Annotated in this window: 27 protein-coding genes; 18 read left to right on the forward strand and 9 right to left on the reverse strand. The window is 43.6% G+C overall.

Annotated features, from left to right (window positions below):
• The first annotated feature begins 32 nt into the window (after nt 1–32).
• The gene (locus B649_RS07230) at nt 33–791 is read left to right on the forward strand and encodes a TerB family tellurite resistance protein (RefSeq protein WP_015653864.1); all 759 of its coding nucleotides are present in this window, start codon (nt 33–35) and stop codon (nt 789–791) included.
• A 6-nt stretch (nt 792–797) separates the two neighbouring features.
• Here B649_RS07230 and B649_RS07235 read toward each other — a convergent pair whose 3' ends face one another.
• Nucleotides 798–1,010 (reverse strand): hypothetical protein, encoded by a 213-nt coding sequence (locus B649_RS07235; RefSeq protein WP_015653865.1) that lies wholly within the window; start codon nt 1,008–1,010, stop codon nt 798–800.
• A 12-nt stretch (nt 1,011–1,022) separates the two neighbouring features.
• A complete protein-coding gene (locus B649_RS07240; protein ID WP_015653866.1) occupies nt 1,023–1,253 on the reverse strand; it encodes a hypothetical protein in 231 nt (76 codons plus the stop codon).
• 138 nt (nt 1,254–1,391) lie between these two features.
• Between B649_RS07240 and B649_RS07245 the strand changes: the two genes are divergently transcribed.
• The 3 genes from B649_RS07245 (at nt 1,392) to B649_RS07255 (ending at nt 4,776) form a co-directional block, all read left to right on the forward strand.
• Nucleotides 1,392–2,966 (forward strand): EAL domain-containing protein, encoded by a 1,575-nt coding sequence (locus B649_RS07245; protein ID WP_015653867.1) that lies wholly within the window; start codon nt 1,392–1,394, stop codon nt 2,964–2,966.
• 149 nt (nt 2,967–3,115) lie between these two features.
• Nucleotides 3,116–3,886 carry a GGDEF domain-containing protein gene (locus tag B649_RS07250; protein WP_015653868.1) on the forward strand — a complete coding sequence of 257 codons (771 nt, stop codon included), beginning with the start codon at nt 3,116–3,118 and terminating at the stop codon, nt 3,884–3,886.
• A 14-nt stretch (nt 3,887–3,900) separates the two neighbouring features.
• Entirely contained in the window at nt 3,901–4,776 is an 876-nt protein-coding gene (locus B649_RS07255) for a DMT family transporter (protein WP_041192424.1), read from the forward strand.
• Between the two features lie 7 nt (nt 4,777–4,783).
• Here B649_RS07255 and B649_RS07260 read toward each other — a convergent pair whose 3' ends face one another.
• Entirely contained in the window at nt 4,784–5,053 is a 270-nt protein-coding gene (locus B649_RS07260) for a hypothetical protein (protein ID WP_015653870.1), read from the reverse strand.
• Nucleotides 5,054–5,302: 249 nt separating this feature from the next.
• Between B649_RS07260 and B649_RS07265 the strand changes: the two genes are divergently transcribed.
• Entirely contained in the window at nt 5,303–6,085 is a 783-nt protein-coding gene (locus tag B649_RS07265; RefSeq protein ID WP_041192652.1) for a TonB C-terminal domain-containing protein, read from the forward strand.
• Between the two features lie 60 nt (nt 6,086–6,145).
• Complete coding sequence (locus tag B649_RS07270; RefSeq protein ID WP_015653872.1) at nt 6,146–6,814, forward strand: energy transducer TonB; 669 nt, start codon at nt 6,146–6,148, stop codon at nt 6,812–6,814.
• Between the two features lie 162 nt (nt 6,815–6,976).
• Here the strand turns inward: B649_RS07270 and dinD are convergent, their stop codons facing one another.
• From dinD to B649_RS07285, 3 genes are all read right to left on the reverse strand, one after another.
• A complete protein-coding gene (gene dinD, locus B649_RS07275) occupies nt 6,977–7,831 on the reverse strand; it encodes a DNA damage-inducible protein D (RefSeq protein WP_015653873.1) in 855 nt (284 codons plus the stop codon).
• 74 nt (nt 7,832–7,905) lie between these two features.
• Nucleotides 7,906–8,838: an aldolase/citrate lyase family protein gene (locus B649_RS07280; RefSeq protein WP_015653874.1), complete on the reverse strand. Its 933-nt coding sequence runs from the start codon at nt 8,836–8,838 to the stop codon at nt 7,906–7,908.
• Entirely contained in the window at nt 8,807–9,169 is a 363-nt protein-coding gene (locus B649_RS07285) for a hypothetical protein (RefSeq protein WP_015653875.1), read from the reverse strand. The genes B649_RS07280 and B649_RS07285 overlap by 32 nt, the downstream gene beginning before the upstream one ends.
• 68 nt (nt 9,170–9,237) lie before the next feature.
• Here B649_RS07285 and folD point away from each other — a divergent pair, with 68 nt between their 5' ends.
• From folD to B649_RS07340, 11 genes are all read left to right on the forward strand, one after another.
• On the forward strand, nt 9,238–10,095 hold the full coding sequence (gene folD, locus B649_RS07290; RefSeq protein ID WP_015653876.1) for a bifunctional methylenetetrahydrofolate dehydrogenase/methenyltetrahydrofolate cyclohydrolase FolD: 858 nt from the start codon (nt 9,238–9,240) through the stop codon (nt 10,093–10,095).
• Nucleotides 10,092–10,916, forward strand: coding sequence for a signal peptidase I (gene lepB, locus B649_RS07295; RefSeq protein WP_291750971.1), 825 nt, complete (start codon nt 10,092–10,094; stop codon nt 10,914–10,916). The genes folD and lepB overlap by 4 nt, the downstream gene beginning before the upstream one ends.
• The gene (locus tag B649_RS07300; protein ID WP_015653878.1) at nt 10,903–11,580 is read left to right on the forward strand and encodes a site-2 protease family protein; all 678 of its coding nucleotides are present in this window, start codon (nt 10,903–10,905) and stop codon (nt 11,578–11,580) included. Before lepB ends, B649_RS07300 begins: the two co-directional genes overlap by 14 nt.
• Before the next feature lie 8 nt (nt 11,581–11,588).
• Nucleotides 11,589–12,026 carry a ribose 5-phosphate isomerase B gene (rpiB, locus tag B649_RS07305; RefSeq protein WP_015653879.1) on the forward strand — a complete coding sequence of 146 codons (438 nt, stop codon included), beginning with the start codon at nt 11,589–11,591 and terminating at the stop codon, nt 12,024–12,026.
• A 3-nt stretch (nt 12,027–12,029) separates the two neighbouring features.
• Complete coding sequence (locus tag B649_RS07310) at nt 12,030–12,362, forward strand: membrane protein (protein ID WP_013460422.1); 333 nt, start codon at nt 12,030–12,032, stop codon at nt 12,360–12,362.
• Nucleotides 12,363–12,382: 20 nt separating this feature from the next.
• The gene (locus B649_RS07315; RefSeq protein ID WP_015653880.1) at nt 12,383–12,931 is read left to right on the forward strand and encodes an adenine phosphoribosyltransferase; all 549 of its coding nucleotides are present in this window, start codon (nt 12,383–12,385) and stop codon (nt 12,929–12,931) included.
• On the forward strand, nt 12,931–14,130 hold the full coding sequence (gene trpB / locus B649_RS07320; RefSeq protein WP_015653881.1) for a tryptophan synthase subunit beta: 1,200 nt from the start codon (nt 12,931–12,933) through the stop codon (nt 14,128–14,130). Before B649_RS07315 ends, trpB begins: the two co-directional genes overlap by 1 nt.
• An 8-nt stretch (nt 14,131–14,138) precedes the next feature.
• Nucleotides 14,139–14,732: a DedA family protein gene (locus tag B649_RS07325; protein WP_015653882.1), complete on the forward strand. Its 594-nt coding sequence runs from the start codon at nt 14,139–14,141 to the stop codon at nt 14,730–14,732.
• Entirely contained in the window at nt 14,713–16,149 is a 1,437-nt protein-coding gene (locus B649_RS07330) for a leucyl aminopeptidase (RefSeq protein WP_015653883.1), read from the forward strand. The genes B649_RS07325 and B649_RS07330 overlap by 20 nt, the downstream gene beginning before the upstream one ends.
• 169 nt (nt 16,150–16,318) lie before the next feature.
• Nucleotides 16,319–17,419: a redox-regulated ATPase YchF gene (gene ychF / locus B649_RS07335; protein ID WP_015653884.1), complete on the forward strand. Its 1,101-nt coding sequence runs from the start codon at nt 16,319–16,321 to the stop codon at nt 17,417–17,419.
• 53 nt (nt 17,420–17,472) lie between these two features.
• The gene (locus B649_RS07340) at nt 17,473–18,075 is read left to right on the forward strand and encodes a hypothetical protein (protein WP_015653885.1); all 603 of its coding nucleotides are present in this window, start codon (nt 17,473–17,475) and stop codon (nt 18,073–18,075) included.
• Here B649_RS07340 and B649_RS07345 read toward each other — a convergent pair.
• The 3 genes from B649_RS07345 to B649_RS07355 are packed head-to-tail and all read right to left on the reverse strand — an operon-like array spanning nt 18,065 to nt 20,827.
• Nucleotides 18,065–18,883, reverse strand: a complete 819-nt coding sequence (locus tag B649_RS07345; protein ID WP_015653886.1) for a phosphatidylserine decarboxylase — start codon at nt 18,881–18,883, stop codon at nt 18,065–18,067. The two genes, B649_RS07340 and B649_RS07345, sit on opposite strands and share 11 nt — an antisense overlap.
• 2 nt (nt 18,884–18,885) lie before the next feature.
• Nucleotides 18,886–19,977, reverse strand: a complete 1,092-nt coding sequence (gene truD / locus B649_RS07350; RefSeq protein ID WP_015653887.1) for a tRNA pseudouridine(13) synthase TruD — start codon at nt 19,975–19,977, stop codon at nt 18,886–18,888.
• 7 nt (nt 19,978–19,984) lie between these two features.
• Nucleotides 19,985–20,827, reverse strand: coding sequence for a thiamine-phosphate kinase (locus B649_RS07355; RefSeq protein ID WP_015653888.1), 843 nt, complete (start codon nt 20,825–20,827; stop codon nt 19,985–19,987).
• 133 nt (nt 20,828–20,960) lie between these two features.
• Between B649_RS07355 and B649_RS07360 the strand changes: the two genes are divergently transcribed.
• Nucleotides 20,961–22,154 carry a diguanylate cyclase gene (locus B649_RS07360; RefSeq protein WP_015653889.1) on the forward strand — a complete coding sequence of 398 codons (1,194 nt, stop codon included), beginning with the start codon at nt 20,961–20,963 and terminating at the stop codon, nt 22,152–22,154.
• The last annotated feature ends 144 nt before the right edge of the window (nt 22,155–22,298 follow it).

The following is a 22,298-nucleotide window of genomic DNA, read 5'->3' on the forward strand; positions in this document are numbered from 1 at the left end:
ACTTCCACATCTAAATTATTGCAGGATTTTTCATGACCCAAATACTCATCCTTATTGTCGTTGTTGCCATTTTTTACTGGCTTTCCCGCAGTTTTTCCCAAAACCAGCATACCTATACCCGCAATCAGTTCGCAGGTTTTAAGCTCAATAAAGACGCCCTTGCACACAGTGAACTCGGACTGTTTGTCGCCCTCTCCGCCAAAGTCGCCAAAGCCGATGGTCGTGTCGATGAGCTCGAAGCGGAACTCGTGAGCAATATGTTCACCGATATCAGCGCCCTATTCCCTGATCCCGAAGCAACCAAAAAACTGCTCAAAGAGATTTTTGATGAAGAGAAAAATGCTCCGCACAATCTCGATCTCGTAGCTCAGGCACTCTACAAAACATTGGAAAAAGATGTTCACAAACGTCAAAAAATGGTGGAGTTTCTCGTCAATCTCACCTACATCGACGGAACCCTCTCTCAGAGCGAAGAAGATATGCTTCACCGTATCGCGTACCATTTAGGGTTTAGTGAGCTGGATCTAAAAGCGATGATGGAGCGTTTTGGTTCCTACCACCGCAACAGTGTCAAAGAGAGTTCGATCGATCAAGCCTATGCACTCTTAGGGGTTACCGCCGAAGCGACGAATGATGAAGTGAAAAAAGCCTACCGCGCACTGGTTCGAGAATATCATCCTGACATTATTAAATCTCAAGGGGCTTCGGAGGAATATCTCAAAGAAGCCACAGAGAAAGTGCAGGATATCAACGCCGCCTATGAGATGATTAAAAAATCTCGCGGTATCTAGAAAGGGCTAATAGCTCCCTTCTCCTACCGTGATGACATAATTGTCATCCACTTCCACAACGCCGAATGAATGTTGACCGCAAAAGCTCTCATTCATCTCTTGCGCCCATGCACGAGCGATTCTCATCGCATTTTCTTTATCATCCAATGTTTTGATTTGAGGCATTTTTTTCCGTATTGCACATTTACACAGTTTTTCAACCACTACATGATGTTCCATAATTTCCTCCTATTAGTGATCGGACTTGCATCCACAGCCGCCACCGACCATACCGATGACAAAATTGTCATTCACTTCCACCAGCTGAAACTCATGTTTGCCGCAAAAGTGTCCATTCATATATGCCATTTGTGTTTCCGCAGCTTCCAAGGCCGTATCTTTCGCCTCAAAAGTAGTAATTTGAGCCAATCCCTCTTTTTTGGCACAGCTGCACAATTTTTCGATAACAACGTGATGTTCCATAGTCTAATCCTTATGAGTTGATTGTTATTACCTCTGCATAGAGTGTTCCAGATGAGCTTTTATCGATAGTTAAAAAAAGAATATTCATGCTATTTTATTGTGTTATAATCTTCCATACCGCATCTTTGAAAGAGAACCATGGAGATCAATAATCACCAAAGCATTAAAAGTGCCTTCTGGGTCTCTATTCTTTATCTTATTTTCGGATTTCTTTGGATCTATTTCTCCGATTCAGCGGTCGAAGCGATTGCAACCAACCATCATCAGCTTAGCTTACTGCAAACCTACAAAGGGTGGTTTTTTATTCTGATCACTTCCATATTACTTTATCTCCTTACCTATCAATTTTTGTACACACAATTTCTTCAATATTCCAAAAACATCGCCGAACAGATCCGATACCAAAAAACTATTTTAGACGCAAAAGAGAGATTTGATCGCCTCGCTCATCACGATCCTTTGACCAATTTACCAAACCAACTCAGTCTCATCGAAACGTTGAATCTCAAAATGGCAGAAACGGATCAAAGTCCCTTTGCTTTGCTCTTTTTGGATTTAGACGAGTTTCAACAAATCAATGATTCTTACGGACACCGTTTTGGGGATAATCTTCTCATCGAAGTAGCACATCTACTCCGAAGTATTTTTCCTCCAAATACCTATATCGCCCGTACCGGCGGTGATGAGTTTCTCGTGATCACCCCGTGTCATGACAATGACCCTTCACTCCGAACCCAACTGACACACCTAATTGACGGGCTAAATCACCCTTTTCATATCGATAATATCGATGTATACACCTCGGCCAGTATCGGAATCGCCCATTTTCCCAAAGATGCCATAACAACCGAAAACTTGCTCCAATGTGCCGATGCCGCAATGTATAAAGCCAAAAAAATGGGAAAAAATACCTTTTATTTCTACAGCACAGACCTCATCGAAAATGCATTGCAGCGGACCACTATGACCGGTAATTTGAAAAAGGCTCTCGAAAACGGGGAGCTAAAACTTTTCTATCAACCTCAAGTGGACCCTTATATTGAAAAGATTATCGGCTATGAAGCACTGCTGCGTTGGGAAACTCCCGAAGGTTTTATCCCCCCTTCTACTTTTATCCCGATCTGCGAAGAGAGCGGATTCATCCTCGATATCGGCAAATTTGTCTTGATTGAAGGGTGTAAAACCGCACTTCAATGGCAAAAATTAGGTATTTTAAACGGGCTTATTGCGATCAATGTCTCAGCTCGACAACTCGCACACCCCGATTTTATCTCTACCCTCGATAACATTATCCATGAGACGCAATGTCCACCCTCTTGCATAGAGCTCGAAATTACCGAAAGTTCAATCCTCGAAAATCCTGAAAAGATGATCGTATTACTGGAAATCCTGAAATCCAAAGGATTTTACATCTCTATCGATGATTTCGGAACCGGATATTCCTCCCTCTCCTATCTCAAACATCTTCCCATCGACAAACTTAAAATCGATATCTCGTTTATTCGCAATATCACCTCAGAACCCAAAAACCAAACCATTGTCAAAACCATTATCGCTCTGGCAAAAGGACTTGGGATGGAAGTCCTTGCAGAAGGGGTAGAAACCTATGAAGAACTTGAGTTTCTACAAACAAATGGAGTCGATTCCGTACAAGGGTTCTATTTTCATAAACCATTGTCCATAACAGCAATTGAAAAATTGTTTTTACCTTAAAAGACAACCTTTCAGAAGCTTTATAAAAACGTGTTCTGCCTGCTGTTACTGAGATTGAATTTATTGTGATTATTATCCTAAAATTCAGTATACTGGCAGGGAGTAAAAAGTATAATCATTAACTATAATTGATATTAAAATGGAAAAATATGGCTGATTTACATCAAGAGCACATTGAAATCACGAATCAAGTCAAACAAGCTATTCATAACGTACCCATTGTATTTCCGGCTCAGTATGGGAAACTCTACTACGAAGCCTCACAATCTCGTGATATTCATCTCAAACCCGATGAGCTGTTAACCTATGAGATGCTTGATGAAAAAATCGTTCGTCACATTATCACCCTCTCTGAATGTGCCGACCACGCTATCACAGCCATAGAGACTGAAGACAAATCGCTTTTAACCTCCATTTTAGAGAAAACCAAACAACTCCAACAAGAGATCCAAGAACTCCAAAAAATCGTTTACGAAGATGGTCTGACCAAAAGTTATAATCGAAAATGGTTCGACGACACCATCTTGACTCAGGATAAACTCTCATTACGTGACAGCGGTACAATCGTGATGATTGATTTGAATAAATTTAAAGAGATCAATGACACCTACGGTCATCTCGTCGGCGATAAAGTACTCATCCATGTTACAGCAAAACTCAAAGAGAGCGGAGGACGGGTAGTACGCTATGGCGGAGATGAGTTTATCGTCGTTTTTGATGCTAAAGTTTCCACCTCTGATATTAAAGCGAAAATCGAAAATATTCTCCGCTATTTTGAAAAAATCCATTTCAAGGTTGAGGATAAATCGTTTAAAGTCAGTTTTGCCTACGGAATGGCACCCTTTACCCGTGGTGCAGATGTCCTCCACGTTGTGGAGGCCGCAGATAAATCAATGTATCGACATAAAAAGGGAGCATAGACTATAATCGCATCATGATTTCACACCTGAGCGATACACGCCGAGGCATAGTTTATATGTTGATGGCCTCTTTTTTATTTGCCCTTACGATGTTATTCGCAAAACTTCTATCGGGTTCGATGGGCTCGGTCGAAGTGACCTTTTGGCGTAATGCGATCGGATTGATCGTTATAGCCCTTTTCAGCCTGAACAAACCCATCCGAAATATCGGCGGAAAACCCTTCACCCTTATTTTTCGCGGTGTTATCGGAACCATAGCCCTCCTTACCTTTTTTTATACCATCAGTGCTACTACCCTCTCCAATGCTATCGTTTACGCGAAAACCGAACCGATTTTTACCGCTTTACTCGCCTTTTTACTCCTTAGAGAAAAACTTCAATCCGGTGCTATTTTCGCTATATTCATAGGTTTTGCCGGTGTAGCGATGCTCAGCGGAATGAATCTGGGATATCTTCATGTTATGGGGATATTGACCGGCTTTCTCTCGGCGTTGGCTTACACCAGTGTCCGAAGCCTCAAAGCCTACTATGACGAACGAACCGTTGTCCTCTCTTTTATGCTATCGGGAGTGCTTATCCCCGTATTTTTGATGTTTACCGCGCAATACATAACGTCAGAATTTTTCGCCTTTGCCCTAACCCCGTTTATTGAGCCTTCCGGTTATGACTGGATTTGGATTGCATTGATGGGAGTTACTGCCGCTTACGGGCAAATTTACATGACCCGTGCCTATTTTTACGCTAAAGCAGGGGTTATTAGTACGGTGAGCTATTCAGTGGTACTTTTTGCCACGTTGTTCGGAGTGATGTTGGGAGATCTCTTCCCGACACCAATGGTGATTGGAGGGGGAGTGTTAATTGTTCTTAGCGGAGTAATTCTCTCTCGGTAAAAATAACTTATAGTTTATCGTCCAGTTTTTCAGCGATGCTATCACCGAGCTGATCGATTGGCATACCCTCATTTTTGTTTGAATGTTGTACTTTTTTCTCTTTAACACTCTTAGTGACTGTGGGCTTATCTTTGATTGTTTCTTCGGTTTTGACCTCTTCTACCGGCGCTGTTTCGTTATTTTCACTGGCACGCTCTTTTAAATAATCATCCAAAAAAAATGCTTTAAAAATCAAAACAACAATGGCAAAAAGTATAATATAGACAATACGCCGCATCTATTTTCTCCACTTTCATCTTCAAATATCATAGCACAAATTGTTTAACAACTATTGCAAGAAGTAAATAACCGTCACGTATTCCTTAGCCTTTTCCATTTCATTAGCTAATACGAGGTACAATTTCCCTCATTGTGCACTTCGTGCCTTATCTAAATACTTTTTGAGACTATGAAGCGAACCCAATCTTTTTCTTTCTATGCACTGTTAATCGCTTTACTGGTGCACCTTATTATCATATTGTTACTTATGATGATGAATCAATTGAAACCTTCTATCCCGCCCGAAACGAAGCCTCCAGAGCCTAAAGAGGAACGTTTTAGACTCTCACTCAAAGAGATGCCGAACAACAGACCCGAAGCCATTGTCAAAAACGATATTCCTAAAATTTCCCCTACCCTTCCCATCCCACGCGGTGAACAGCTTATCAAAAACACCCAACCTATACCGAAGCCGCAAACCATCAAGCCGACACCTCCGGTAACGCCTGCCACTAAACCAATACCTCCGGTTTCTGAACCGATTGTAGAGCCTAAAAAAGCATTCGAGCGCCATGTTGCTAAAACGGTTGCCGAGATTCAGCGGCAGCCTCAACCCAAAAAAGAGCAAGGGCTGTACGACATTCTCTCCAAAGCCGATTCATCAGCCCAAGAGCGCCCAAAAAGTTTTACCAAAGTCAGTGATAGTATCCAACGTCTCTACGGTGATAAATTTAATGAACTCTCCGAAGGGGAACAACGCTATATCCTTGATAACCAAGAAGTGATGCGCCGTATCACCCAAGGAGTCTTAGATCGTTACGGCCGATCTCGTATTCCCGATAATATTCGTATAAACGATACCAATATGATCGAATTTTATCTCCACCCCAATGGAAGTATTTCTGATATACGTTTTCTTAAAAACAGCCAACTCTCCATTTTGGACGATACGACCAAAGAGGTGATCGAACTGGCCTACGGCCAATATCCAAAACCGCAACAAAAAACACTGATTCGCTACCGTGTTTTTTACAATCTTACAGGGTATTAAATCTCTCTTCTAATGTGAAGTTTTTAATAACATCGGAACTTCAGTGGTTATAATCAACGTATGAAAGCAAACCGATTTTTGTTAGCGCTTTTCATTGCAATCTTTATTCATACGCTGTTATTGGGGTTGTTTTGGTTTTTGGTATTGTACGAAGAGATATCCGATCAAAAACCATTTTACAAAGAAAAGCGCTTTGGTATCACCCTCAGTGAAGAGACTGAAATTATGGATACGATCCCCTCAGCGAGCCAATCACCCACACAAATCACCGAATCTGAACCATCCAAGGCTCTGAGCGCTTCAACTACACCTATAAAACTGCAAGAACCTTCATCCCAAATTTCACTGAAACATATAACCGAAGCGGACCGAGAGAGCCTTCCATTCTCTGTCCTCCACCACTACGGTGATGAATTTTTCGCCCTGAGTGCAGGTGAACAGCACTATATCATCGATAATCTCCAAAAAATACGTAAAATCAATGAGATGGTCGGTACACGATTACTGCGTGAACGCCCCGATGATGTCGATCCGATGGATAATAACGTGGTCGAGTTCATCCTCAACCCTGATGGAAGAATCAGTGATCTCTCATTGGAGAAAAACCGTATCGGCACACCGCTCGATGAGCTAACGCTCCAAACCATCAACCTCGCCCATCCCAAATATCCCAAGCCCGACCAACCGACCCATATACGGATAAGGGTTTATATTATTGTCAAAGAGTGATTTTTATGCTTTCTTTTCGGAGGTAACAAAGGTTTTGTCATTCACGCTATTCCTACAGTGCCTAGGGACAAATTGTCCCCATGTAGTTTTATAATTCTTTTCTGAACTATCTTCAACTATGGCGAATTCACCACAGTTAGAATCGCTCTTCATTGTAGTCGCTCACTTCTTCTCTTTGGGAAGTGCACTCTCTTTGATCAGTTTTTTCTCATCGGATTTGACTTTACGTTCGAGTTTTTTCAAATCTTCCGCTCTCGGTAATTCTTCGGGTTTAATCCCACGTTCCACCAATAATCCTCGTATACTTTCATTATTTTGAATATGCTCATTGGTAATGGCATTTTCACCATAGAGATCATTTTGCTTGACATTATGATTGGTGATTTCGGTCGCAAGATTTTTCGCTGTGATGGTAATCGTCGGAAGAAAATCCGCTAATGATCGGTTATCGGGTACTTCGAGTTTATCTTTCATCGCCTGTGTTGCGTATCCTCCAAACAGCGCACTATCTCCTTTAGAACGAATTCGAGCAAACCCTTTATCATCCACACCCCGTTCATAGATATTTTTTGAGAGTTCGGTTTCTGACTCACGAAGTTTTGCGCGTGCTTGCAAACGATCTTCCAACTCTAGGCGTTGTTCTAAAATCTCTTGTTTACGTGTTTGGATCGCAAAATAGGTTTGTGCAAAAGCGATTTGCTCTTTTCTGCTATCACCGTTTTGGGCGATGAGATAGCAGGCATAGCGTGTGAGCATTATGTCTTCTATATTTCTTGTAGCTTCTGATCCGATAGAGACCATTTTTCCCACGTGGCGAAAATGGTCTGATACATCAACATTGGAATTTTCACATGCATCTTTTGCTTTATCGATGACATTTTGAAATTTATCCCAACCTTGGTATCCCAGCATTTTTTGCAAATCCCGCGCATACCAGTATTCGGTTCGTCCATCGTCTAATATATTGGCGATAGCGTTAAACTCACTCTGTAACGTTTCTATGATCTCTTTTTTCATAGGTCACCTTTGATGGTTTTCTTCATTGTACCCCGTCGCAAGAAAATGATGTAGAAATATGACAATATGAAAAATTACCGCACATTCAATACTGCCAATGCACCCTTATAAATCGGCTCGTCAATAAATCCATACCGCTCATCCGTGAAACCGCTGATTCCCCGCGCACTGTGTTCTTCAAACAATCTTACAATCTCACGGCATCGGCTTATCTCCGCATCAGTGTGTCCAAAATTCTCATGAATCAGTTCTACCTGTGCAGGGGAAATACACCCTTTCGCATCAAATCCCATCATTTTTTCCAACTCCAGCCAATTGCGCAATCCGTCACTGTTTTTGTAATCTTGATAGACAAAAGAGACCGGTTTAATCTCACAGGCTCGGCAGGTGATCAAAAAATGGGACAATAGATAGTGAACCGCAGGGTTATCAGGGGTAAGAAGGCTCTGAGAGAGACCCAAATCGGCAAAGAGATCCAAAATCCCTAAATAATAGGCTTTTATCCGTGAATCAATATTGAGATCCGCCAATGCCAGCCACGCCTCTTTGGTTTCGATGGAGAGATGAATTTCAATCTCTTCATCCACCAACGTTAAAACCCTTTTCACATCGGCTACACTCCGTATTTTCGGGACACGGATCGCATCGGGCATAAAAGGGTTGAGAAACAATATCTCCTCGGCACCCCCTTCATCCAGAGGATTAACCCGAACGATGAGCTTTTTATCGCTTTGGGGATTAGAAGCCAACACCATGGCACACAATGCTAATGCATACGGTTTTTGTTCACTGCTGACACCGTCTTCAAGATTCAGCATTAAACACTCTGCTTCGAGGCCCGGAATTTTGGCAAGATGTTTGATATTATGGGTAGAAACCATCATGGCGGATCGAAACGACAAGGAGCGGTTCAGCTCTCTTTTGACTGGAATTGCGAGTGCTCTAAGGGCTGTTATATCTTCTGAATCAACAAGATTATTGAGCTTTTCGGGGTTGTTGAGCGGCACGTTTAAACTCCTCACGATGGAGATAATAATAGAGTGTCTGTATCTCAGTATCCGTGAGATAATAACGGGGCATCCCGACGATACGGCTGTTTACTTTGTCATAAAACTCACGAAAAGAGAGTTTATGAATCGGTTTGCCGGCAAAAATTTTATTTTCACCTTTGTCACGATAACGGGCGATCAGTTTTCCCTCACCTTTTTCTCCGTGACACAAATGGCACCCTACCCCTCTGGGATTATGATAGAGCCCGGCAGCATACTCTTCTTTCGTAATAAACGATTCAGCATGAGAGAATGTGAATGCCAAAAATAATAGAATAACCCCGCGCACCTGATCCCTTTAACCGTTTATTAGTCTTTTATCGCTATCATACCTAAAAACAATTTGACGGTGATTAAATGCAAATTCTTGACGGTAAAGCACTCGCACAAAAAATCGAAGAAAAAGTCTCTCTCGGAGCCAAAGAACTTAAAGTTAAAACAGGCAGAGTTCCCGGTTTAGCGGTGATTTTGGTCGGTCATGATCCTGCGAGCCAAGCGTACGTCGGTATGAAGAAAAAAGCGTGTGACCGCGCCGGATTTTATTCGGTTACCCACGAAATGCCCGATGACATTTCCCAAGATGCAATCGTCAAAACCATCGAAATGATGAATCTAAATCCCAATATTGACGGAATTTTGATCCAGCTTCCCCTTCCAAAACATATCGATACCACAAAAATCCTCGAAGTAGTCGCCCCGACCAAAGACGTCGACGGATTCCACCCCTATAATGTCGGTCGTCTTGCAACAGGGTTGGACGGTTTTGTCCCCTGCACACCGCTAGGGGTAATGGAGCTTTTGGCAGAGTACCACATCGATCCAAAGGGTAAAAACTGTTGCGTCGTCGGTGCATCGAACATCGTCGGAAAACCGATGGCGGCACTTTTACTAAACGCCAATGCAACGGTTGAAATCTGTCATATTTTTACCGATGATCTGAAAAAGCATACCCTCTCTGCTGATGTTATCCTCGTAGGAGCAGGTGTCATTAATCTCATCAAAGAGGATATGGTCAAAGCTGATGCCATTGTCATCGATATTGGAATCAACCGAGCCCCGGATGGCCGTCTCGTCGGTGATGTTGATTACGATGCTGTTGCTCCTAAAACATCCTACATCACTCCGGTACCGGGCGGAGTGGGTCCTATGACCATCGCGATGCTTCTATCCAATACCCTCAAAGCCGCCAAAATTCACGCACAAGAAGAGAACTGATTTTGAAGAAAAAAATATTTACTGCAGCGCACAGCGCTTACCGTTTTTCCAATACATGGACAGGAACGATTATCATTGTTCTGTTTATTATTTTCTTCGTGGCACAAGCGTTTCGTATCCCCAGCGGATCAATGAAAGACTCTCTTTTGGTGGGGGATCATCTGTTTGCCAAAAAATTTGCCTACGGGATTTCGACCCCTCATATCCCATTTCTCGAAATCCCTCTCATTCCGGGAACCGACGGACATATTCTTGATGGCGATGAACCTGCACGTGGTGATATCGTTATTTTCCGCTATCCGAACAATACACAGCTTCACTACGTCAAACGATGTGTCGCACTACCGGGGGATGAGCTCTTTTTACAAGATAAAGTTCTCTATCTCCACCCGCGTGAAGGGGATGAATACGCCCGTAAAGCATTTGCAGACTATGAACTCGTAGAAGTTGAGGGCAAACTGTGGGTCAAAAATCCTTATGCTAAAGAGCATCCGGGTATTCATAACGATGAAAAAATGGTCGATAACGGAATTTTCCCCGTCGAACTTTTCAATTTTGCTCCGATCCAGGTTCCTGAAGGGGAATACTTTATGATGGGTGATAATCGCGACCACTCCAATGACAGCCGTTTTTGGGGATCTGTTCCGTACGGTTTAATCGAGGGAACACCATGGTTTGTTTACTTTAGTATGGACGCGAATTATGAAGTGCGTTGGGATCGTATCGGACAAACACCGAGCGATTTAGAACAAAAAGAGCATTTGGATCGTGCCATAGCCGAACGAATTCTCGAAGATGCCAATGACCATGAGCTTTATTGAACCGCTCGAAATCGCTGCGGCGATACTCGCTCTTCTCATCGCCATTATCGGCCATGAGATCATGCATGGCTGGGTCGCCTATAAATACGGCGATACTACCGCCAAAAACCAAGGTCGCCTCAGCATCAATCCTCTCATTCATATCGATCCTTTCGGCTCGATCCTCGTCCCTCTCATGACCTATTTTATTCCGATGCTCCTCGGTGCTCCGAGCGGATTTTTATTCGGTTGGGCCAAACCGGTTCCGATCAATACTCAGACCGTACTCCGCAACGGAGGATACAATGCGGCGATGCAGGTAAGTTTAGCAGGCATAGCCTATAACCTTTTTCTCGCAACCCTCTCTTCGGTCATTCTTGTTTCACTTGCGCAACCGACTGAGGCAGACAGTATCGCCTATATCTTTGGTTACCTCTTCGTTATGAAGCTTCTGTTGATCAATGTCGTTTTAGCCGTGTTCAACCTCCTTCCGATTCCAAGTTTCGACGGTGCCCATTTTCTCACCTATTTGAGTCTAAAATACAAAATACGTGCCATTGCCGAATTTTTCGTCAAAGCCGAACCTTATGGAATGATTGTTATCATCATCATATTGGTTACACCGCTTAAAATTCCACTCGTAATGTGGCCGATTCAAGCGGTATTAAATTTGTTATTGAACTAAGGAGAGTTATGAAATTTTACGTTGCTACCGATCACGCCGGAATCGATCTGAAAGACTTTACTGTTGAAAACCTCCGTTCTAAAGGGCATGAAGTTATTGATTTAGGGCCATTTTCCAAAGATCGCGTTGATTATCCCGATTATGCCGTCAAAGTATGTGAAAATGTCCTTTCCGATCCAACTTCGCAGGGGATTTTGATCTGCGGTTCGGGAATCGGAATGTCAATGGCGGCAAACCGCCATCACGGTATCCGCGCGGCACTGTGCCATGATGCTTATACCGCAACCGTTGCACGCGGACACAACGATGCAAACGTCCTATGCTTCGGTGAGCGTATTATTGGACAAGGGGTTGCCGAATCGATTCTCGATGCATGGATTGCAGGAGTATTCGAAGGTGGCCGTCATTGCGGGCGAGTGGATAAAATAGAAGCTATCAAAGGATAAATGATGTTTTTAGAGTGGTCATTGCTCACGATAGTAACACTTGGAGCACTTTTCTTTTTAGTCAAAATGTTCTATTTTCGCAGTATTACGGTAAAAGAACAGCGTTCCAGTGAAATGATGAAACTGACCCTCAAAGAGGCGGAAGTATTGATCCGAAAATATCAAATCCAACTCCAACGTGCACTCGGGAATGTTGATATTCTCAGCGAAGAGCTTAATAACCTTCGCAATGAAGTCAAATCGCTCAAACAGCGCAACTCGAAACACCGTTCGGAAACCGACCGCCTCCAAAATAAAATAAAAGAGCTTGAAGGGCGTATCGACGCGCTAATTTAACCAATTTTTCAAGGAATACCATGAATCTTAGCATAAGTGACCGAGCCATTTTAATCAATGCTATTCGCGATATTCCCGATTTTCCAAAACCGGGAATTATTTTTAAAGACATTACTACCCTTCTCTCGGACAAAGAAGCTTTCGGTGTTCTTATGCGCCATCTGCATGAGCGCTACAGTACCTACGATCTTACCCACGTTGCCGGAATTGATGCGCGGGGATTTATCTTCGGTGCCGCTTTGGCACAGATGCTCGGTGTCGGTTTTGTCCCTATTCGTAAAAAAGGGAAACTTCCCTACACCACCGTATCGGAAAAATACTCCCTTGAATACGGTGTCGATGAAGTTGAAATTCATATCGACGCATTTAGTGGTGTCGAAAAGCCTCGTGTCCTCTTGATCGATGATTTAATCGCAACAGGGGGAACAGCTTACGCTGCTGCAAACCTCATCAACAAAGTGGGCGCAGAGTGTATCGAAGCCTGTTTTGTCATGGGACTTGATTTTTTAAGCGGGCAAAGCAAGCTGCGCGATCTTGTCGAAGTTTATACTGTAATCGGAGTTGACTAATGTATATCCCCTCACCCTCAAAATTTGATCCGGTTGACGGCCATTTCGGTATCTTCGGAGGACGTTATGTTCCTGAAACCCTTATGCCTGCCCTTTTGGAACTCGAAGCCGCTTATAAAGAGATTCGCTTTGACGAAGCGTTCTGGAGCGAGGTAGACGGTTATCTCACCGATTATGTCGGCCGTCCAAGTCCCCTTTACTATGCCGCTAATCTCTCCGAAGAACTCGGAGCTAAAATTTATCTCAAACGGGAAGACTTGAACCATACCGGTGCCCATAAAGTGAACAACGTTATCGCCCAAGGGCTGATGGCAAAACGTTTGGACAAGAAAAAAGTGATCGCCGAAACGGGTGCGGGACAGCACGGTGTAGCAACGGCAACCATCGCCGCACTGCTGGGATTAGAGTGTGAAATCTTTATGGGAGCCAAAGACGTCGCACGTCAAGAACTCAACGTCTTTCGTATGAAACTTCTCGGAGCGAAAGTCCATGCGGTACAAAGCGGTTCTAAAACTCTCAAAGATGCCATGAACGATGCTATTCGTCACTGGGTGACCCATGCACGCGACACCTTCTACATTATCGGCACCGTCGCAGGACCGCACCCTTATCCGATGATGGTACGCGATTTTCAAGCGATTATCGGATGTGAAGCCCGCGCTCAGATTTTAGAAAAAGAGAACCGTCTTCCCGATTACGTCATCGCCTGCATCGGCGGAGGCTCCAACGCGATCGGAACCTTTCAACACTTCCTCGAAGACAAAGAGGTTCGCTGCATCGGAATCGAAGCGGGAGGACTGGGTGTCGAAACCGATAAACACGGTTGTTCTTTGCTCAAAGGACGGCCGGGGGTGCTGCACGGACAAATGAGCTACCTTCTCCAAGATGAAGACGGCCAAATCCTCGAAGCGCACTCGATCTCAGCAGGTCTGGATTACCCGGGAATCGGACCGGAACACTCATTTCACAAAGATAACGATAATGTCAGTTATGACAATATTACTGACCAAGAAGCACTCGATGCATTTGTATGGCTTAGCCGTGCCGAAGGGATTATCCCCGCTTTTGAAAGTTCCCATGCCGTCGCTTATTTGAAAAAAATGACTGATATTAAAGACAAACTCATTATTGTCAACCTCTCCGGTCGCGGGGACAAAGATATGATGCAGGCAAAACAAATTTTGAATTTCGATAATTAAGGCGATTTGTGGAACATCTTTTTTTAGAGTGGCTCAAAGAATACGGATACATCGTCCTCTTTGCATGGAGTATTTTAGAGGGTGAACTGGGTTTGGTTATGGCGGGAATTATGTCCCATACCGGAGATATGATTTTGCCGATTGCAATCATCGTCGGAGCTTTGGGTGGATTTGTCGGAGATCAAATCTATTTTTACATCGGACGGTTCAATAAATCGTACATTCATAATAAACTTCGTTCACAACGCCGTAAATTTGCCATTGCCCATCTGCTTCTCAAAAAATACGGATGGCCACTGATTTTTGTCCAACGCTATATGTACGGTATGCGTACCGTCATTCCGATGGCAATAGGTTTGACCAAATATTCAGGACGGCAATTTGCCATTATCAATTTTGTCAGTGCCGTTTTTTGGGCTTCATTGACAATCATCCCCGCTTATTATTTTGGAGAAGAGTTACTCAAGCTTCTCGCTTGGATTAAAGGCCACTGGTACTTTGCGATACCGTTTGCGCTGAGCATCTTCGGCAGCATCGCTTTGGTCTTTAATCGCATCGAAAAAAATCTTTTGGAGAAACGCCGTGAACGTCGCCCTTTATAATCAATCACTATCCTTACTCAATGCCGATTTGACATTGGAGTTTGTTACACCCGCACAATTTGAATCACACCCCCATAAAGCCCTTTTAACCCAAGCAGGGTTTAAAGCCGACCATGAGCAGCTGTGTGCTTTGCATGAACACCGTTTGCTGGTATGCGGTATCGACAACGATGCGAGCGATGAACTTTACCGATCCGCTATGGCCTCAGCGATCAAAACCGCAATGAACTACGGCTATAGCTCCCTAAAAGTCGCACAATATACACCGAAATATTTTAAAGCACTCATCGAGGGGGCATTACTAGGGAGTTACCGATTTGAAGCCTATAAATCGGAGCCTAAACCCTCTTCTTTGACAGACGTTATCTTCAGTAATGAAAATCATGACGGCAGTGTTAATCCACTCGAAGAATTGGAAGCAATCCTCGCACAAACGACGATCATTGCCAAAGCGACCAACTTCGTCCGCAGTTTAGTCAATCAAACGCCGGATGATATGACACCGCAGCAGATGGCTATCACCGCAGATACTCTGGCACAAAACAATAATCTCGAATGCACTATCCTCGATGTCAACGGTCTCGAAGATGAAAAAATGTTTGCTATGCTCTCTGTCGGACGCGGTTCAGCCCACCCTCCCCGCCTGATTCACCTCGCCTACAAACCCAAAAATCCGAAACGTGTCATAACCCTTGTCGGAAAAGGGCTCACGTATGACAGCGGCGGGCTTAGTCTCAAAGCAGCTGCATCGATGGTGACAATGAAAATGGACAAAGCAGGCGGATGTGCCGTAATGGGGATCATCAAAGCGGTGAGCGAGCTTAACCTCGATATCGAAGTCCACGCTTTTGTCGGTGCAGTCGAAAACATGATCAGCGGGAACGCCTACAAACCCGATGACGTCCTCCGTGCCAAAAACGGAAAAACAATCGAAGTGCGCAATACCGATGCCGAAGGACGCCTCGTCCTCGCCGATGTTCTAGGGTATGCCCAAGAAAAAGTAAAAGCGGACTACATCTTCGATTATGCCACCCTGACAGGTGCGTGTATGGTAGCCCTCGGACCTTACACCACAGGTGTCATGGGACATAATGAATCACTCAAACAAGAGTGGCTGAGTGCGGCAGAAGCGAGCGGTGAATACTGCGGTATTTTACCGTTCAACCGCCACCTCAAAAAACTGATCAAAAGCGACCTTGCCGATGTGTGCAACGTCTCGAGCAAACCTTACGGCGGAGCGATCACCGCCGCATTGTTCCTCGATAACTTCATCGATGAGGATATGAAAGAGAAATGGGTACACTTCGACATCGCAGGTTCTGCCTATACCGAGAGCGCATGGGATGTCCATACTTACGGCGGAACGGGTGCGGGTGTGCGAATGAGCCTCAACTGGCTTATGGAGCAGTGTAAATAATCTCCCGTTCGTGGTGAGCCAGTCGAACCATGAACAACACACCCTTCGACAAGCTCAGGGCGAACGGATAAAAAAAACACCTTGCCCATCCCCTCAGTCCCCACTCAACAACACTGTATTATAATTGCACCAATATTTTACGCATCGAAACACACTAAGGAAATAGCACATGGGCTTATCAATCGGACTCGTAGGACTACCAAACGTCGGAAAATCAACCACCTTTAACGCACTTACCAAAGCACAAAATGCCGAAGCGGCAAACTATCCGTTCTGTACAATCGAACCGAACAAAGCGACCGTACCAGTGCCGGATATCCGTCTCGATGCCCTCGCTAAAATCGTAAACCCTGAGCGTATTCAATATTCGACTCTCGATTTCGTCGACATCGCCGGTCTCGTTAAGGGCGCAAGCAAAGGGGAAGGGTTGGGGAATAAGTTCCTCTCTAATATCCGCGAAACCGAAGTAATCTTGCAAATCGTCCGTTGTTTCGAAGATGACAATATTGTTCACACAGAGGGGCGTATCGATCCGTTGCTCGATGTCGAAATCATCGAAAATGAGCTGATTTTAGCCGATATTGAAGTGCTGACCAACCGTATCGAACGTCTCAAAAAACAGGCAAAAAACGATAAAGATTCTGCTGTTATGGCTGAATTTGCCGAAGAACTTGCCGAGTTCTTGGCGGATGGCAATCTTGCCCGTAACTTCCCAAAAGCCAATACTGAGATGTTTGATCAGCTTAACCGAGAAGTGCGTCTACTCAGTGCCAAAGAGATTATGTACGGTGCAAACGTCGATGAAGACGGATTAACGACGGATAACGATTACGTCAAAGCGCTGGTAGAACATGCGGCGAAAAACGGATGCGAGGTGGTCAAACTCTGCGCAAAAATCGAAGAAGAACTCGTTGAATTAGAGGATGATGAGCGTAATGAAATGCTCCACGATTTAGGTGTTGCAGAGTCTGGATTGGAGCAAATCATCCGAAAAGGGTTCGATAAACTGGGTCTTATGAGCTACTTCACCGCCGGTGTTAAAGAAGTTCGTGCATGGACAATCCACAAAAATACAACGGCTCCAAAAGCGGCCGCCGTTATCCATAACGATTTCGAAAAAGGGTTTATCCGCGCCGAAGTAATCGGGTATGAAGATTTCGTTACCTGCGGCGGCGAAGCCAAATCCAAAGAGGCGGGGAAAATGCGTTTGGAAGGTAAAGAGTATATTGTCGCCGATGGTGACATCATGCACTTCAGATTTAATGTATAATTAGTCTATTCACCTCTTCCAAGAGGTAAGAGATTGTTATTAAGGAGTGGAGAATGGATCTTAAATACGCTGGGCCAAAACCTCTTATATCCGCACACGGGATTACGTTTGATCTCAACAAAGAAGATAAGTTTGCTTATCTCAGTATTGTGGCGGAATTAATTCAAGCACTTGATCATAACTATCAAGCCGATGAGCGATATACCTACCTTGCTAAAGCCGAACCGCTGAAAGCCGACATAATATTTGATCTTATTAAAAGCAAAGATCCTGCCCTCCTCTCTCAAATCGAAGAACGCCGTTTAATTGCAGAAAATGATATTTCGGATGAATTGGTTCGCGCGCATGAGAATAAAACCCTCTGTGAAGAAGAGTGTAATGTTCTGATTTGTAATATTGAATTATTACGTACGTATCAGATCAATCGAGCAATCAATAAAACACTCTATTATGCCGGTATTAATGTGATTGCGGAAGAGATCAAAAAAGGGCATATCGACTATATCAATACACCGATGTTTCCGAAGTTTTTACACGTTCTGCACTCAGTACAAGGGGCTTTAAGCAAACTCCATCCCCCGATTGACAGCAACATCGACATTCGAGAACATGAGGGGCATCTTCAAGTTCGTTTAGAGATACTCTCTAAACACTAAGCCGTCCGATCGTCTGCGCAAAGCGGACGGTATGGCCTGTCGAAATCCCAAACTCTACCATCTCTTTTTCGCACAACATCACAATCGTAGAACCCATTCGGAAACATCCGAAATCATCTCCCTTGCTCAAATAGAGATCCTTATAGCTGTATTGGCTCGGAGTGAGTGTCGTATTGGTTCGAATACGAGGTTCGAAACTCACTTCCATCTCGCCAACATTCAAAGCACCCACTAAAATCAAGAAAAATCGTTTCCCTTCCGCACTCAAACACTCTAAAACAACCCGTTCATTTTCAATAAAAAGATTAACTTGTTTTTTAAGGGAAGGGATATTAACCGGATAGAGTTTCCCGGGAATATGAACGGCATGAAGCACTTGCATATCGATGGGTGCATGGTAACGATGATAGTCACGTGGAGAGAGATAAAAGTTGACAAAAGTGCCGTTATGGACACTTTTTTTCGAATCGCTCGAGATTCCATCACCCAACACACCGTCGATGCTGTAAGACATCCCTTTAATTTGAAGGGCCAGGTTTTCATGAATCGTACCGCACTCAGTAATCAATGAATCACACGGACTGATTACATCGAGAGTATCGTGGGAAAAAGTGCGTTTATGGAGAAATTTTCGGGTAAACAGGGCATTGAGACTCGGATACGTTTCGGGAGCGTCAAAATCGCTCATATCCAACCCCATCGCTTTAACATAAGCTCGGTTAATAGCCGTTTGGAATCTTCTACCATGCTCTTTAGAGGCAAAACGGCCAAAACGTTGGGAAATTGCTGAAGTGAAGTGTTGTTTCATGGTTACTCCTGAGTTTCATCGGTTTGAATTGGACGTTTGGCAATCTCTTCAATCAATACGGTAGCATAACACCCTTTTGGGAGGGTAAAATGAAGCTCAAACCATGCATCATTTTCTTTGTATTCCCCTTCAATCTCTTCGGGGAAAATCCAGCCATAACGGCGTGCGCCATCAATGCCGCTATGAATCGTATCATACTCTTGCTCGATTATCTCCGCCAATCCCACAGCACGTGTTGCACGTTTACCGCTGAGCAGACCGCTTACCGAAATATCCCGCTTTGAAAAGCGTTCTACCTCTTCATCACTCTCATAATGAAATATTTTCCCATACGGATAGTGCATCATTACATCCCCGTGAATCAGTTTAAGCGGATGTTTTTGAGCTTTCATCGCGACAAGTTCTTCTTTGGGAAGGGGCAGTACGCTGCACAGTTCATCGATTCCGAAACTCTCTACGAGTTTAGATATTTGAATACGACGGCTAAGCCAATCGTTGAAAAGATAGCTCTGATATGAATTCACATAAAACTGAGCCAATTTTTTATTACGTTCTTTCAGCTCCCCGGCTAAAATCGCTTGCCCTTTTTTATAGTTTTCGCCGTCAATCCCGAACCTCTGAAATCCGAAATAATTCGGCATCCCCTGCTGCTTAATCATTTTAAGAGCCTCTTTAATTTTCACTGCAGCCGTCGGATTCACTTTTTTGAGACGAATAAAAAAACGGTTCCCTTTAAGATGTCCGACACGAATTTTATTATTGTGATAGGTTTTTTCAAGGATTTTGATCCCCTCATGCTCAAAAGTCTCCAACACACTCTCAAATTTACGCGGGAGTGAAATATACTGTTTGGTTTGGGCATTTTTGTCTTTCAATCCGGCATAACCGATATCACGTCCTTTGATTCCCAGATGATTACTGAAAACATCGATCATCTGCCAGGTAGAGAGGTTCTTTTTACGAACATGAAGAACCAAATGTTCCCCCTCGCCGCTAAAAGGATAAAGGGGGATTTCATCCACCACAAAATCGCGAGGGGATTGACGAAAATGAAATTCGATAGGGCTATGAGGGAGATAATATTGACGTTCCATGAAACTCCTAAAAATGATGACGCTTACAGCGATTGGTATAGCTTCCGCGTACTACGCGAGCCACGGGTGTGATTTTTGTTCGGGTCTGCTTCCCGACATGTCGAATCGTTTTTAGCTTTGAGGGTGAAAAGGCTATCAGCATCTCATACTCTTCACCGCTGCATCCGATTTTTTTGGGAACTTTTTTGGTAAATTGAACACCCATGCGGTTTGCTTGGCAAAGTTTTTCAAGATCACTGAAAAGTCCATCGGAGATATCCAGACCGCATCGCACATAACGCCGTGATTTGCTTACAAAAGATTGGCGCAGTTTCGGCGCAACGAAACGGCTTTTCGTATGGACCGCTCCACCGCTTAATAGATAGTGCAAATCTCTCACCGATCTTCCGATCTCTCCGGTATACGCAATGATATCGCCTTTTTTCAATCCCCTGCGTAACAGCGGACGAGCCGTTTTGGAAATGATGGTTATCGAGAGATCGAGTTTAGAGTTGCTGATCGTATCTCCGCCGATAATCTCGATGCCGTACTCTGATGCTGCAGCACGCAACCCTCGTGAAAGCTCATCCATCTGATGAAGGCTCATGGAGCGCGGCATAGCGATCCCAAGCAATGCATAATGCGGAATCGCATTCATAGCAATGGCATCGGAGATGTTAACGATCATCGCTTTATAGCCGATTTGATAGGGACTTAGCCACTCCCGCTTAAAATGGACATTTTCGAAAAAAACATCTTTGCTGTATACCCACTCTCCGACACATGCGCCATCGTCACCGATACGGCTTTTATGCGTCTTAAAAGTAGAAATAAAATAGTTTTCTCCGTTCACGCCCAGTACCCATTCCATAACTATTATTTAAGTGGTATTATTATAGACAAAATCCTATTATGGTAGTGTTAAACGCCAATAAGATCAGTGTCATCGTGATATAATATGTTTAATTAATTTTTATAAATAATAATTCCTAAATGGAGAATACATGCTCATTTCAATTCGAAAAGTTTTTTTCAATCTTAAAACTGCACTCTTGATCCTCGGTATAGGAGGGATGATACTGACGGCTCAGCTTTTTCATATAGCCAAATATTCCGAACGTTTAGGGGCTCTAAAAAACCAGCATCTTTTAATCGAGAAAATTGTTCATACCGATTTAAGTGATCCAAAAATGGCAGATATCCTCATCAACGGTGCCGTATCCGAGATTTCACTTTCTGTCAAACTTTCCGGAGAAGAGGCTCTTTTAGATGCTTTTGTCAATTCCAACGAAGAGCAAGCTTCTCTCTTACGCTCTTTAGAGATATCGTCTCAAGCATTTCAAGATAATGCACTGTTCTGGTCTGAAGCTCTAAGTATCTCTAAAGATTCTGCACACCTACGTATGATGAATGCACGAACAGCATTCCTTGCCGATATTGACCGCATGATGGATTATCAGGTCCACATCATCCAAGAATCGATTGCAACGGCTAAAATGGTCGCTATTTTTCTCTTCATCGCCGGTTTTATCGTATTTCTTCTCTATCGATATCGTCTTAATCAAATTTATAGCGATATCGACAAAGCGTGTTCGGTTGATACTGACGGTTCAGCGAAACTTGTTTTAACCCAAGAAATTGATTTTCTTCTCAAGCGCTTAATTCGCAGGTCTTCTCAAAATCCCCTCAATCCTAATCTAATCAACCCATTGAGCGGCCTCAATAACGAAAAAGGTCTCATCAATGCTTTTAATGCCAAAAAAGCGGGGAAATCCGGTCATAACGTTTTTCTCTCTTTATTTGAAATTGACCACTATACCTCATTGCTTAATACTCTCTCCAAAGAAGATATGGGCAATATTTTCAAAAAACTCGGTGATATTTTGAATATGTATGAGCAACCGCTGGATGTGATAGCCCATACGGATGACAACCACCTTGTTTTTCTCATGTCCCGTAACACTAAACAACTTGCACTTGAAGAATCGGAAAAAATTATCCATACCGTGGAAGAATCGAATTTTACGACGGCACAAGGCCCTATTAAAATCACACTAAGTGGAGGATTTTTACTCAAACCCCCTGCAAAATCAATCGATGAAGGGGTAGAAGAAGCTCTAAAATTGATTGAAAAAGCAAAAGAAACAGGCGGGAATCGCATCGCTCAACAACGCAATCGTCATAATTCACATAACTAATTCCCCCTGATGATGTAACTATTCCACCCATACAGGGTGGTACTTTTCTCTATATTGTTACAATTTTGGACAACATACTCCACTTTCATGAGCAACGCCGATCCATAACCCTTTTTAATCTTACCCAAGGAGCGGCACGCTATA

Origin of the sequence: Candidatus Sulfuricurvum sp. RIFRC-1 (assembly GCF_000310245.1) — a bacterium.
Lineage (GTDB): Bacteria > Campylobacterota > Campylobacteria > Campylobacterales > Sulfurimonadaceae > Sulfuricurvum.